The sequence below is a fragment of the Caproiciproducens sp. MSJ-32 genome, from assembly GCF_018918055.1.
Taxonomy (GTDB): Bacteria; Bacillota; Clostridia; order Clostridiales; family Clostridiaceae; genus Clostridium.
On record NZ_JAHLPS010000049.1, the window covers coordinates 25,340 to 38,915 of the forward strand.

Annotated in this window: 11 protein-coding genes; 2 read left to right on the forward strand and 9 right to left on the reverse strand. The window is 27.6% G+C overall.

Annotation, left to right across the window (positions count from 1 at the left end; all coding sequences use genetic code 11):
* Positions 1–13: 13 nt before the first annotated feature.
* Both KQI16_RS05870 and cdaA read right to left on the reverse strand, forming a co-directional pair.
* Positions 14–1,285 (reverse strand): CdaR family protein, encoded by a 1,272-nt coding sequence (locus KQI16_RS05870; protein ID WP_216432761.1) that lies wholly within the window; start codon positions 1,283–1,285, stop codon positions 14–16.
* Positions 1,255–2,109, reverse strand: a complete 855-nt coding sequence (cdaA, locus tag KQI16_RS05875; protein WP_216432762.1) for a diadenylate cyclase CdaA — start codon at positions 2,107–2,109, stop codon at positions 1,255–1,257. The genes KQI16_RS05870 and cdaA overlap by 31 nt, the downstream gene beginning before the upstream one ends.
* A 168-nt stretch (positions 2,110–2,277) precedes the next feature.
* On the opposite strand from cdaA, the gene KQI16_RS05880 reads away from it, so the two are divergent.
* Positions 2,278–3,261, forward strand: a complete 984-nt coding sequence (locus KQI16_RS05880; protein WP_216432763.1) for a hypothetical protein — start codon at positions 2,278–2,280, stop codon at positions 3,259–3,261.
* 69 nt (positions 3,262–3,330) lie between these two features.
* Positions 3,331–3,906 carry a cell wall hydrolase gene (locus KQI16_RS05885; protein WP_216432764.1) on the forward strand — a complete coding sequence of 192 codons (576 nt, stop codon included), beginning with the start codon at positions 3,331–3,333 and terminating at the stop codon, positions 3,904–3,906.
* Between the two features lie 116 nt (positions 3,907–4,022).
* Here KQI16_RS05885 and iadA read toward each other — a convergent pair whose 3' ends face one another.
* The 7 genes from iadA to KQI16_RS12940 all read right to left on the reverse strand — a co-directional run bounded on the left by iadA (position 4,023) and on the right by KQI16_RS12940 (position 13,285).
* A complete protein-coding gene (gene iadA / locus KQI16_RS05890) occupies positions 4,023–5,195 on the reverse strand; it encodes a beta-aspartyl-peptidase (RefSeq protein ID WP_216432765.1) in 1,173 nt (390 codons plus the stop codon).
* Between the two features lie 17 nt (positions 5,196–5,212).
* Positions 5,213–6,358, reverse strand: coding sequence for a tetratricopeptide repeat protein (locus KQI16_RS05895; protein WP_216432766.1), 1,146 nt, complete (start codon positions 6,356–6,358; stop codon positions 5,213–5,215).
* Positions 6,359–6,485: 127 nt separating this feature from the next.
* Complete coding sequence (gene ptsP, locus KQI16_RS05900) at positions 6,486–8,105, reverse strand: phosphoenolpyruvate--protein phosphotransferase (RefSeq protein WP_216432767.1); 1,620 nt, start codon at positions 8,103–8,105, stop codon at positions 6,486–6,488.
* 243 nt (positions 8,106–8,348) lie between these two features.
* The gene (locus KQI16_RS05905) at positions 8,349–9,386 is read right to left on the reverse strand and encodes a ribonucleotide-diphosphate reductase subunit beta (RefSeq protein ID WP_216432768.1); all 1,038 of its coding nucleotides are present in this window, start codon (positions 9,384–9,386) and stop codon (positions 8,349–8,351) included.
* Positions 9,387–9,417: 31 nt separating this feature from the next.
* The gene (locus KQI16_RS05910) at positions 9,418–11,649 is read right to left on the reverse strand and encodes a ribonucleoside-diphosphate reductase subunit alpha (RefSeq protein WP_216432769.1); all 2,232 of its coding nucleotides are present in this window, start codon (positions 11,647–11,649) and stop codon (positions 9,418–9,420) included.
* 171 nt (positions 11,650–11,820) lie between these two features.
* Positions 11,821–12,195 (reverse strand): arsenate reductase family protein, encoded by a 375-nt coding sequence (locus KQI16_RS05915; RefSeq protein ID WP_216432770.1) that lies wholly within the window; start codon positions 12,193–12,195, stop codon positions 11,821–11,823.
* Between the two features lie 13 nt (positions 12,196–12,208).
* On the reverse strand, positions 12,209–13,285 hold the full coding sequence (locus KQI16_RS12940) for a HAMP domain-containing sensor histidine kinase (RefSeq protein WP_330654146.1): 1,077 nt from the start codon (positions 13,283–13,285) through the stop codon (positions 12,209–12,211).
* Positions 13,286–13,576 lie beyond the last annotated feature (291 nt).

Here is a 13,576-nt window from a genome sequence, read left to right on the forward strand (position 1 = left end):
ACTCCTAACTAATTCATTCTCCCTGGTTCCTGTCTGTTTCTTGTGGACTTCCTTGGGTTGGTACTTCCGTTTTTTCCTTTGATATTTTAAAGCTTACTGCTTCTATATAATCTAAATTATATTCAGAAGTTATACCTTCAATAGTAATTACAGGAAGCTTTTCAAAAGAACCTTCTGTAGTATAAGAACTTAAATCTAAACTAGCATTGATATTGCTTTCATTAATATTATTTATATCCCTTTCATATCCACTAATTATAAGCTTTATTTTATCCACATTAGGGGTAAACTTCAATCCTTCTCCTAAGCCCTTAGTACTAAAGCTTACATTAAAATCTTTACTAATATATTTTATTACTTCTACAGTAACCCTTATATATTCTTCTCCTTCAGCTACAGTAGTGTTTTCCGGAACAATAATTTTAAGGAATACTTCTTTACTTTCTGTTATTGTTGATAAATCTAAGGACTCAGTTGAAAGTTCGTTTATTTTATCAATCACTTCCTTTGGCCCTAATAATTCCACTGTTTCTTTATTTTGTTTTAATGAACTAAGCTTTAGTTTATTTGGAAGCTCTCCAACAGTTGGAATATTCACTTTAACAGCTTTTCCCTTACTTACTTTTATTTCTACCTTTGCAGTTTCCTGTGATAAATTTATCCCTGTTAATTCTTTCCCTTCATCATCTATAGGAATAATTCTATATTCTGCTGAAATATTATCATAAACATCACTTAAATTGTCTTTCAAAACTAATTTATTCACCATATTTACATATGACTCTGCCCCACTTACCTTAACAGCTTCTGGACTAATAATTGCCGATGATGCAAAATATCCTTCTCTTGGAGTAACATTGATATTCGACTCTATCTTCATTGACTTCTCTAAATAATTATCTATATTAATAGAAACGGTTAAATCATTTGTATTTTTTATGTTTACTGAAACAGGATAGTCTACTATTGATACTGGAACTTTATTTACACCCTTTTTCCATACATATTCAGCCAAATCTACTTGTACCTTAAAATCACTTCTTTTTATTTGATTTATATCAGCAGTATTACCTTCAACTTTTAAAGTAATATATAATTCCTGTCCTGGAACTACTGCCAAATTTGAAGCTTTTAACGCCTCTTCATTAATTAACTCAACTGGTATTTTATTTATTTCTGTAGTTCTTATTTTATTTTCTACATTAGTTACATATATCCATAGAGCCACAGATAATATAGTACATATTATTATTATTATTCCTTTATCTTTTTTATCCTTATCCAAGATTTCACCCTCTCTCCAGCTGACTTAACATTTTTCTTTTCTTTGTTTTTAAGGAGATGTAACAAAATTATTCTTAATTTTTCTGCATCATAATTTCTTGTTAGCTTTCCATTAATAGCCAGTGAAATTATCCCGGTTTCTTCTGACACTATAATATTTATTGAATCAGACACTTCTGATAATCCTATAGCTGCCCTATGTCTTGTTCCTAATTTTTTATCTATTTTATCATTATTTGTTAAAGGCAAGACACATCCTGATGCAATAATTCTATCTTTTCTTATTATAGTTGCACCATCATGGAGAGGGGTATTAACTACAAATATATTTTCTAATAAATTAGATGAAATCTTTGCATCTAAAATAGTTCCTGTACCTATTATTTCTCCTAAACCTGTTGCTTGTTCAATTACTAATAGAGCTCCTGTTTTACTATCTGATAAATTCTTTACTGCTGTAACTATTTCGTTTATTACAATACTTCTTTCTTCTTGATCTTCTATATTATAAACTTCATCAAAGGCCCTTCTTCCAATATGCTCTAATACCCTCCTAATTTCCGGCTGAAAAATAATAACCACTGATATTAATCCTACAGTCAAAGTTTTATTTAATATAAAGTTTACAACCTCTAAATTTAACAAATAGCTTACAGGAATTAAAAATACCATAAACATTATTCCCTTTAATAATTGTTCAGCCCTGGTACCTCTTATTAACATATATCCTTTATAAAATAAATAGGCAACAACTGCTATATCTAAAATAGATGATATTGATATATTTTTAATTGTATTTGTAATAAATATACTTATATCTTGCAAAAGAAGCTCCTCCTAATTTTCTATATATTCTAATTATACACCAAATTTATAATATCTAATTACATCACTTTAATACTTTTTCAATTTTAATTTAATTTTAATAATATTTGTTAATAAACTTTAATATATATATTTTTATGTAAAGGAATTTTTAAGGAGTGATAATTTTTGCACATTTCTTCTAATAATTCTAACAAAATAGATAGACATTTAGTAATAAGTATTTTCCTAATATTTTTATTCATCTTTTTCTTATTTATATACTTTTACAACAATAATTTAAATAAAAATCCTTTAATCGTTATTACTAAAAAACTAAACACTATTAACGAAAAAGTTATAAAAAATTTTTCTAATAAGGAAGAAAATATAAATCTACTTAATGATAGTTTGGTAGAAAGCGTAGAAAGTCTAAAAATTCTTTCTGAAGAAATTGATAAAGATAAGTATAATTTTTTCTCTCAAAATAAAGAGTTGCAATTATTATTAAATAACTCTATAGCAGCTAATATATATCTATATGATAATTTAAATTATCTTATATCCAATTCCAAGAAGGTAAACTCTAATTACGATTTAAATAAATTTTTAACCCTTAAAGAAAACTGCATAAATTATTATTCTGAATTAAAGAAGCATTATAAACTAGATTTAAAATTTATAAACAAGTTAAATAGTTATACTAACGAATACTATAATTATTTAAATATAATTATTAAAAATAATAGAGATAAGGCCTTTAAGGAAAAACAAATAAATAAATTTATAATGAAACTTCAGGATTTAAATAATGAAATCGATTATTTAAATGAAGATCTAATGCCTGAAATAAATAAAATAAGAAAAGAAAAAGGAGATTTATCTGTAATTATAAATGATTTGTACAAAAAAGAAGAAAAACTTGTTTTTGCAAAAACTACATTACATTCTATATCTATACCAGAAGGCTATGATGATATATATGTAACTTTAAAAGAATATTTTAAGCTATACGAAATTTATTTATCTTTAATGAAGAATGCTGTTATTTATGAAAAAAGCTGTTCAAATTTTGATAAATATTCTGATGAAATAATGAAAAAATATAAGAATGCCTCCAAGAAAAGAGAAGATGCTCTAGAAATTTATTCTAGATATCTAAAATCTTTATAAAAATTAGTATTATTTTTTTTAACTTGGTAATACTAATTTCTGATTATTGTAACTAATAGGAGGTTAAAAATGAAGAATTTAAGAAAAGTATTAATCATTTGTACTCTCCTAATATTTTCAGCAGAAATAACTACTTTTGCTTCAACTAAAATTGAAAATCATAATATGGCTAATAATGAAAAGAATATAAATATAAATAATAAAATATTAAGTTATGCATCAACAGATGCAGATCAAGTAGTTGAGGTTTTTAACTATAATGATAATAAAATTTATATAACTGAAAATGATATTAATTTAATGGCACAAGTTGTTTATGCTGAAAGTAAAGGAGAGCCCTATGAGGGTAAGGTAGCTGTAGCTTCTGTTATTTTAAACAGAGTATTAAGCCCAGGTTTTCCAAATACCATAGAAGAGGTAATTTTTCAGCCAAATGCCTTTTCTTGTGTTATTGATGGAAAAATATCAGTTACCCCAACCCAAGAATGTTATGACGCTGTATATGATGCTATAAGAGGTAATGACCCTACAAATGAAGCATTATTCTTTTATAATCCAGAAACAGCAACCTGCTCATGGATGACAAATATAGAAAAAACACAAAGTACATCTATAGGCAGACACTTATTTTTTAATACAAAATAGCTTAGTACAAATTTTCATAAAAACTAAAAATCTATAATTAAAAAAGGAGCTGTTGCTGACAGCTCCTTTTTTAATATAAATCTTTATAATTCATCTTCTTTAAATTATTTTCTAATTTATTCAAAGGTTCCCTTTACCATAGCTTTTTCACCCTCAACCATAACTATTCCTTTTGCAATTACCATATCTATATCTAATGTATCCTCGTCAACTAAAACTAAATCTGCATCTTTTCCTTTTTCAATGCTTCCCTTATTTTTTAACCTTAATAATTTAGCAACATTTATAGTTATTACTTTTAAAGCTTTTTCTATTTCAATGTTATAAGTTTTTATTGCCTCCCTAACTTCTGAATAAAGACTGGATACTTTACATATCCCAAGACCGATTAACTTTTTATCTTCATTAAAAATAGGCATACTTCCATTTCCATCTGAAGAGAAAGTAACATTATCAATACTTAGTCCTTCCTTAACTATTATACTTAAAGCTTCACTAGCTCTTAATTCCTCAGGTTCTAAAAAATTAGGATCAAAACTTGTTGTTAAATCAATATATCCATCCTTTTTTACATATTCCTTTCCAACTTCAAATAATTTTCTGCTTCTATTAAGATGAGTAGGTAAAATTTGAGTTGTAGGAATATCAGTTTCTTCTATAAGCTTAAATAAACAATCAAGTTTTGCCTTTCCATCTCCTAAATGAACATTAACTATTCCTGCTTTACCAGATAAAATTCCTCCAACCCTAGCACTAGAAACAGTTTTTATAAACTCATTAAAACTAGCATAAGAACTTCTATGATCTGAAAGTGCTACTTCTCCAACTCCAATTATATTTTCTACAAGCATTAAATCTGATTTAATACTGCTGGTTAAGGTTTTTACTGGTATTTCATAGGAACCTGTATAACAATAAGCTGTTATACCTTCTTCTGTCAGTGCTCTAGCCTTAGCCACTAAACTTGCCATATCCCTGCATACTCCATCTGTACCTATGCATCCAACTACAGTTGTAATTCCAGCTTTCGTTAGCTCAGTCAGAGGTATTTCTGGGGTTCTAGTCTTAAATCCCCCTTCACCTCCACCTCCTATTATATGAACATGATTATCTATAAAACCTGGGAAAAGTAATTTACCACTCCCATCAATAATATTAATATTTATAAAATCTGTTGGAATTTTTATATTATCATAAATTCCTTCTATTTTATCTCCACATAATACTACATCTTTTTTTCCTTGATAGGAAGGGGAGTAAACTTTTATGCCTTTTATTATAGTTAGCATTTTATCAACTCCTATAATCAGTTGTTTAGTATTGCCTTTATATTTTGATTGTTGTAAATAGATTTAGGATATTTTTTTACTAATTCGCTTGCATATTTTTTACTTTCTTTAATATCAATATCCTTATAAATTAAAGCTATTCTATAATAAGCTTCCTGACTATAATTACCATAGTCATACGCCGATAAATATTGCTCGTAATATTTTATGGAATTTTCCACTTCATTAAGCCTATCACAAGAAGAAGCTAATAAGAATAATATATCGTCATGTAAATGATGGTTTTCTGCTAAATTTAAGGTTAATATTAATAACTCTTTAGCTCCCTTATAATTTTTTTCTTCAAAGTAGCTGCTTGCTTTTTCATAATTATTTTGAATTTCTTTATTAGTCAAAGGAGGAACTTCATTTTCTTCTTTTAAATTATCGCTTTCTTCCTTATTATTCTCCTCAGCAGCCTTATTATTCTCTTTTATTTCTTTGTTACTATCTTCCTCTTCCTTATTTTCAGCTTTGCTATTATCTTCATAGCTTATTTCTTTCTTTTCCAAACTTATGATTTTATTTATTAAACCACTTTTATAGCCTATTGTTGTTACCGTCATAATAAAAATTAATAATAATAGTGGAACAAATATTTTTTTATTAGATTTTACTTCTAAAACTTCATTAATTTCTTTATATATTCTTTTTGCTGTTGAATTATTTTTATCTATGGATAGAACCTTATTTAAATATAATTTACTACTATCATAATCTCCTTTTCTTAAATAACATAAGGCTAATAAATTATTTACTTTTATAAAATTGAAATCACTTTCATTACATATTAAAAGTTTTTCTATAGCTTCATTTATTGATAAATTATTCACTAATTTTTCTGCTTCTATAAATAGCTTTTCCCTAACTTCATCTTTATAGGCATCATTTAAATAAGTTTTTGATATTGGATCATTATTATAATCCTTATTAATTTTCCAGCTTGCAATAGCACCATCTAAATCTCCTTTTAGATATAAAAGAAGTCCCTTTAAATTTAAAATATTTGAATTTCTTAAATTAAGAGAAATACCCTCTTCACATACTTCTAAAGCTTTATCTATTTCACCTTTATTATATAAACTCAAAGCCTTATTATAATATTTTTTATTTTCGTCCCTCATAATTACCTCTTTATAAAAATAATATTGACTTAGCTACAAATATCATTATTTCTATTATCGTATTTTTTATTTACTTCTTTAAATATAAAAAAAGAAGATTGCTATCAATCTTCTTTTTTTATATTTATTATTCTTGTTCTAAAATTATCTTCTTAGCAGCTAATATTGATGTTGCACTCATTGAGAATTCATCAAGTCCATATTCAACTAATGTTGGAATAGCATTTTCGTCTCCTGCCATTTCTCCGCACATTCCAACCCATTTTCCATGTTTATGTGCTCCATCTATAGTCATCTTTATCAATCTTAATACTGATGGATGCATTGGATTGTAAAGATATGATACCTTTTCACTCATTCTATCTGCAGCTAAAGTATATTGAATTAAGTCGTTAGTTCCGATTGAGAAGAAATCAACATATTTAGCTAATTCATCAGCATATACAGCAGCTGCTGGTATTTCAACCATTATACCCCATTCTATATCTTCTGAGTAAGGAATTCCTTCAGCTCTTAATTCAGCCTTGCATTCTTCAACAAAAGCTTTAGCTTGTTGGAATTCTTCTAATCCAGAAATCATTGGGAACATTACTGCTAGTTGTCCATATACTGACGCTCTTAATAATGCTCTTATTTGAACTCTAAATATATCTTTTCTATCTAAGCATAATCTTATAGCTCTATAACCTAAGAATGGATTCATTTCTTTTGGTAATGGTAAATATGGTAGAGTTTTGTCTCCTCCGATATCAAGAGTTCTTATAACTACTTTTTTATCTTTCATTATTTCAAGAACCTTCTTATATGCTTCAAATTGTTCTTCTTCTGTTGGAGCAGAATCTCTATCCATATATAAGAATTCAGTTCTAAATAATCCTATTCCATCTCCACCATTTGCTAAAACAGCTTCAGCATCTGCTGGTGATCCTATGTTTCCGCAAACCTCTATTCTCTTGCCTGACTTAGTTACTGTTTTTACTTCAATAAGTTTCTTTAATTCTTCTTGTTCTTTTAAGAATTTATCTCTTTTAGCTGTATATTCATCAATAACTGATTGCTCAGGATTTATTATACAAATTCCTTCAATACCATCTAATATTACTGTATCTCCATTTTTAACTGATGTTGTTATGTCTTTAAGTCCTACTATTGCTGGTATTTCTAAAGTTCTTGCCATAATAGCTGAGTGAGATGTTCTTCCGCCTATGTTTGTTAAGAAGCCAATAACTTTACTTCTATCTAGTTGAGCTGTATCTGATGGTGTTAAATCATGTGCAACAATAACAGTATTTTCTTCAACTGATGCTAAAGAGTTATCTCCTTTTCCTGCTAAGTTTGCAATAATTCTCTTTGAAACATCCTTTATGTCAGCAGCTCTTTCTTTCATATATTCATCTTCCATAGCTTCAAATATCATTACAAAAGTATTTGTAACATTTTCAACTGCCTTCATAGCGTTTACACTATTTGCTTCTATTTCAGCTAACATACCACCAGTAAATTCTGGGTCATCTAATAAGGTTAGATGCGCTTCAAAAACTTGTGCTTCATGTTCGCCAATTTCTGCTAGAGTTTTTTCTTTAATAGCTGTTAGTTGTTCCTTTGCCTTATCTAAAGCTTTTTGCAGAGCTTCTTTTTCTGCTTCTACATTAGTTACTTTAGCATCTGTTATTACTATTTCTTCATGTTCTTGTATAAATACTTTTCCTATTGCATAACCCTTAGATGCAGCTATACCTTTTTTCATTACTGAAATTCCTCCTTAAAATTAGCTATAAAATAAAAAATTATATTAAGTACTCATCCTATTTCAAATCATACTGAACTAATTATATCATATTTTCAATATATGTTAACAATAAATATTCAGATTTTTTATAATTTTTTCGTTTTTTGTCTTAAAAATTTGTAATTTCCAGGGGTTTTTTTACTTAAGTATTATTTTTTGAAAAAAATATGTAATTTTTTTCTATATTTTGCAGCTATTATTTTATAAATCATCAATCAAGGCCGCTGCCTTGGCATAAGCTGTGGATCTAGCCTCAAAAAAGTCTGTTTTTACAGAATTTGAATCAGCTAGTATATCTACCCATTTAGCCGGATTTTCATTATATCCTTCATATATATAACCAAAGCCAATAGCCTTCATTCTTATATTACCTAGGTATTTTATATAGTTAGTTATTAGATCCTTATTTATACCTTGAATTTTATCGCCTATAACATAATGGCCCCATTCTATTTCGTTTTTTACTCCTTCTTTCATCATTTCTACTAATTCTTTTTTAATATCCTCAGTAAATATTTCGGGATTTTCATTTTGTAATTCTTTTAATATGTTTCTAAACAACCAAAGATGGGTATTTTCATCTCTATTTATATATCTAATTACTTGAGCAGAACCTGACATTTTTTTATTTCTTTCTAAATTATAGAAGAACATAAAGCCTGAATAAAAATATATTCCCTCAAGGATATAATTTGCCATTATAGTTTTTAATAAGTTTTCAGTATTAGGATTATTAATAAAATTATTATATAAATCTCCAATAAATTTATTTCTCTTTAATAAAATCTCATCATCTTTCCATTGGTAAAGAATTTCATTTCTTTTTTCTGGTGAACAGATAGTATCTAACATATAACTATAACTTTGTGAATGGACAGCTTCCTGGAAGGCCTGAATTGTTAAGCATAGATTTATTTCACTTGCAGTTATATAGTTATTTATGTTAGATAAATTTGCTGTCTGTATTGAATCTAAAAAGATTAAGAATGATAGTATCTTATCGTATGCAATTCTTTCCTCTTCTGTAAGCTTATCATTATAATCTTTTAAATCTTGAGCTAGATTTATTTCTTCTGGTATCCAAAAGTTGTTCATTCCCTGCCTGTACCAGTTTGAAACCCAAGTATACTTCATGTTATTAAAGTCATTTAAATTTGTAGTATTCCCATTTATAATTCTTTTTTTTGATATCTCTATATCTCCAAATTCATTAAATAACGGCTTCTTATTTACATCCATCTTATTTTCCCCCTTATTCAATAGACAATTTTTATGCAGAACAGCTTTCACAATCGCTTACTGATAAAGATTTAGACCTTACGTAATATATTGATTTTACACCAACCTTGCAAGCTTCTATATATAAATTCATTATTTGTCTCATAGTATAATTATTTGTAATATAAAGATTGAAGGACTGTCCTTGATCTATATGTCTTTGTCTAATTCCATTAATTTGAACAGACCACTTTTGATCTATATTGTAAGCTGAATTATAGTACCAGTAATTTCTTTCATTTAAATTTGGTGCAGTTTTTGGAATTATGCTTCCCTTCTTTTCTTCCAGCCAAAACCTTAAAATTACCGGATCTACACCTTCTGATGTTCCTGCAATAGTTGCTGTTGAACCATTAGGAGCAATTGCAATTAAATAACCATTTCTCATTCCATATTTCTTTACTTCTTCTCTTAATTTATTCCATTCTTCTGATTTATATCCCCTAAGTTCAAAGTACTCTCCAGTTTCCCAATCTGAACCTCCAAAATAAGAATAAGCTCCCTTTTCCTTTGCAATATTATTACTTGCCTTTATAGCATAATAATTTATTTTTTCATAAACTTTATCTGCAAATTCCTTATGTTTTTCATCAGTCCAATGAATCATATTATTTACAAGCATATGATGATATCCACTTGTTCCTAATCCTATTGATCTGTATCTTTTATTTGTTACCTCTGCAAAAGGAACTGCATAATAATTTAAATCAATAACATTATCCATTGCTCTTATCTGCGTCTCTACTACATAGGATAATTCCTCGTCATTATTTACATCTACATTTCCTAAAACAATTGAAGAGAGATTACATACAACAAAATCTCCTGCTTTAGTTTTTTCTATAATTACCTTATCTCCACTTTCATCTATTATTTCTGCCTGCTGAATGTCCATAGGACTCATATTTTGCATTATTTCAGTGCAAAGATTTGAGGAATATATCATACCTTTATGCTTATTTGGATTCATTTTATTTACTGTATCTCTAAAGAAAGCAAAAGGTGTGCCTGTTTCTGCTGCACTTTTTATTATAAGTCTTACTATATCTTTAACTGACATAACTCTTTTGCTTATTCTGTCATCCTCTACACATTCGTAATATCTCTTTTCCCACTCTTCCCCATAATAATCTTCTAGTGAATATCCTTTAACTAATTTAATTTCATGTGGACACATCATATACCAATCAGCATCTATATCATTTTCTGCAAGCCTCCAAAATAAATCTGGATAGCATATTCCTGGGAAAACATCATGTGCTTTCTTTCTGTCATCGCCATTATTTGTTTTTATTTGAAGAAAATCAGGTATATCTTTATGCCATATGTCTAACCATATTGCCACTGAACCATTTCTAACACCTAATTGATCTACTGCTATAGCTGTATCATTAAATAGTTTTATCCATGGTATAACTCCTCCAGAAGCTCCTTTAAACCCTCTTATTGGCGAACCAGATGCCCTAACCTTTCCTATGTATATGCCCATTCCTCCACCAAATTTTGATACTTCTGCAAAGTTATCTAAAGACTTATAAATTCCCTTTAAACTATCATCTATAGAATCTATAAAGCAGGAACTTAACTGATAGAAGGGTTTTCTTGCATTTGACATAGTAGGAGTTGCCATTGTTGCTTTTAAAGAACTTAAAACATTATAAAACCTCTTTGCCCATTCTACCCTTATTTCTTTTTTCTCTGGAATTGCTAAATGCATGGCTATTCCCATAAACATCTGCTGAGGCAGTTCTAATAGGCTTCTATCATAATCTTGAATTAGATATCTGCTCGCTAAAAGATTAATGCCGCTATAAGTAAAAAGGAAATCTCTCTCTGGCTTGATTTCTTTTTCTAACTCTAAAATCTCCTCCTTACTGTAATTTTCTAGTATATATTTCCCATAAAGGCCCTTCTCTGTTAAATCAGAAATAAATTCATATAAATTACTATACAGATTTTTTTCTTCTAAAATACCTCTTTTTTCTTTAATATTGTCATAAATCTTAAGGACAAATAATTTCGATGCTGCAAATTGCCAGTCTGGTTCCATATCAGATGTTAATTCTAATGCTGTCTGCATTACTGAATCTCTTATTTCTTCATTGGTCATATTTGGTCTAATTATATTTATTAGTGCTTTCCTAAGTTTTTCTTCTGTATATATCCCCCTATTGCCGTCAATACCCTCTAATGCTAGCTTACAAATACTATTTAAATAATCCATTACAATTCCCCCTACAATATATAGTATATTATTGTCAATTCAACCACAATTCACATACAACATATTGATATTATAGTTTTATTTTTCTCCTTTGTAAAATAGGATAAATTATCCCAATATAAAGAGAAATGGAGATATTAATTAATATCTCCATTTCCCTTTAATTATTACTTATTGATAATTTTTATCTTTTACTAACTTTTCTTTCCATTCTTCTTCTTTAAAACCAACTAAGACTGTATCACCATCAACAAGAATTGGTCTTTTTACTAACATTCCATTTGATGATAATATATCAAGTAATTCTTCTTCTCCAAGAGTTTTTACTTTATCTTTTAACTGCATTTCCCTATATAAAACTCCTGAGGTATTGAAAAACTTATTTATTTTAAGACCACTCTTATTTAACCATTCTTTTAATTCTTCCTTTGTTGGGTTTTCTTCTGCTATATTTCTATCTATAAATTCTACCTTATTTTCTTGCAAAAACTTTTTAGCCCTTTTACAAGTTGTGCATTTTGGATATTCTATAAATAATACTGCCATATTTATCCTCCTTTTACTCCTTTGGCAAAATAATAAATATTTTAAACATATCTCCTTCAATTGCAATATTAATGCTTCCATTATGAAGCTCAACTATGCTTTTTGATATTGCTAAGCCTAAGCCAGAACCTTCAACAGAAGAATTTCTAGATTTATCTGCTCTTGCAAATCTTTCAAACATTTCTTCACCATTAAAATTCATTTCATAATTTGCAATATTTTTAAAAGCTACTTCTACTGAATTTTCTTTATCAATTACATCTACATATACTCTTGTATTAGGCAAGGAATATTTTAAAGCATTTACTATTATATTTTCAAATACTCTAGATATCAGGTTTCCATCTAAATCAAGAAATATTTCTTCTGCGTTAGTATTAACTTTAAATTCTATTTTCTTTTCTTCATATAAACTAGAATATTCCCCAACTCCTTGATGAATTAGTGAAATTATATCTAATTTTGACTTTTCAATCTTCATTTTTCCGCTATTTAATTTTGAAACTTCAAACAAATCTTCTATTAATGATTGCAATCTCCTTGAGTTTTTTTCTAATATTCTTAAGTAATCTATTCTTTCTTGTTCTGTTATATTTTTATTATTTAGTATATTGACATAATTAATTATTGACGTAAGGGGTGTCTTTAAATCATGGGATACGCTTGAAATTAATTCAGTCTTTATTTTTTCATTTTTAACTTGTTCCTTTAAAGCTATCTTGTATCCAGTTTTCATCTTATTTATATTCTCTACTAATTCCCTTACTTCCCTTTCTCCTATATCATCAATAGTATAATCAAAATCCCCTGAATAAATCTTTTTTAAGCCATCATTAATTATTGATATATCTAAACTTTTCTTTAAAGAATACAAAACAGTTACTAATGGAATAAGAATTAATATCAAGGTTCCCTTAAATGGATATCTAGTAAGAAATGTAACTAATATATTTTCATTTTTTATTCCTGCAACTAAATATAAATAAATTAATATAACTCCTATGGCTATTCCAAAGGATAATAGTATTTTATTTCTAGTATTTCTATACTTCAATCCATATTTTAAAACATAAAATAAATTTTTAAACACTCTTATTTCTAAATGAATATTGTTTCTATTAAATAGTAAATTTATAATAAGTTTTAGTCCTAATAAAGCTGTAATTATTGTAGCAGTAATAAGAACCTTTGCTGTAATTGATTCTGTTTTTATAAGATAAAAATATACTGATGGATCTCTATAATAAATAATGAAGAAAATAATAATTACTATGTGAAAACAAGCCTAGAAAGCTTAGGAAACGGAAATACAGAAAAATCCATTATGGAATTTAAAAATTTTAATTATTCTAATATAAAGGATTATATAGAAATTTATTAT

Coding starts and splice junctions, on each gene's coding strand:
- KQI16_RS05885 (WP_216432764.1), top strand. CDS start 3,331: ATGAAGAATTTAAGAAAAGTATTAATCATTTGTACTCTCCTAATATTT.
- iadA (WP_216432765.1), bottom strand. CDS start 5,195: ATGCTAACTATAATAAAAGGCATAAAAGTTTACTCCCCTTCCTATCAA.
- KQI16_RS05895 (WP_216432766.1), bottom strand. CDS start 6,358: ATGAGGGACGAAAATAAAAAATATTATAATAAGGCTTTGAGTTTATAT.
- ptsP (WP_216432767.1), bottom strand. CDS start 8,105: ATGAAAAAAGGTATAGCTGCATCTAAGGGTTATGCAATAGGAAAAGTA.
- KQI16_RS05905 (WP_216432768.1), bottom strand. CDS start 9,386: ATGGATGTAAATAAGAAGCCGTTATTTAATGAATTTGGAGATATAGAG.
- KQI16_RS05910 (WP_216432769.1), bottom strand. CDS start 11,649: ATGGATTATTTAAATAGTATTTGTAAGCTAGCATTAGAGGGTATTGAC.
- KQI16_RS05915 (WP_216432770.1), bottom strand. CDS start 12,195: ATGGCAGTATTATTTATAGAATATCCAAAATGCACAACTTGTAAAAGG.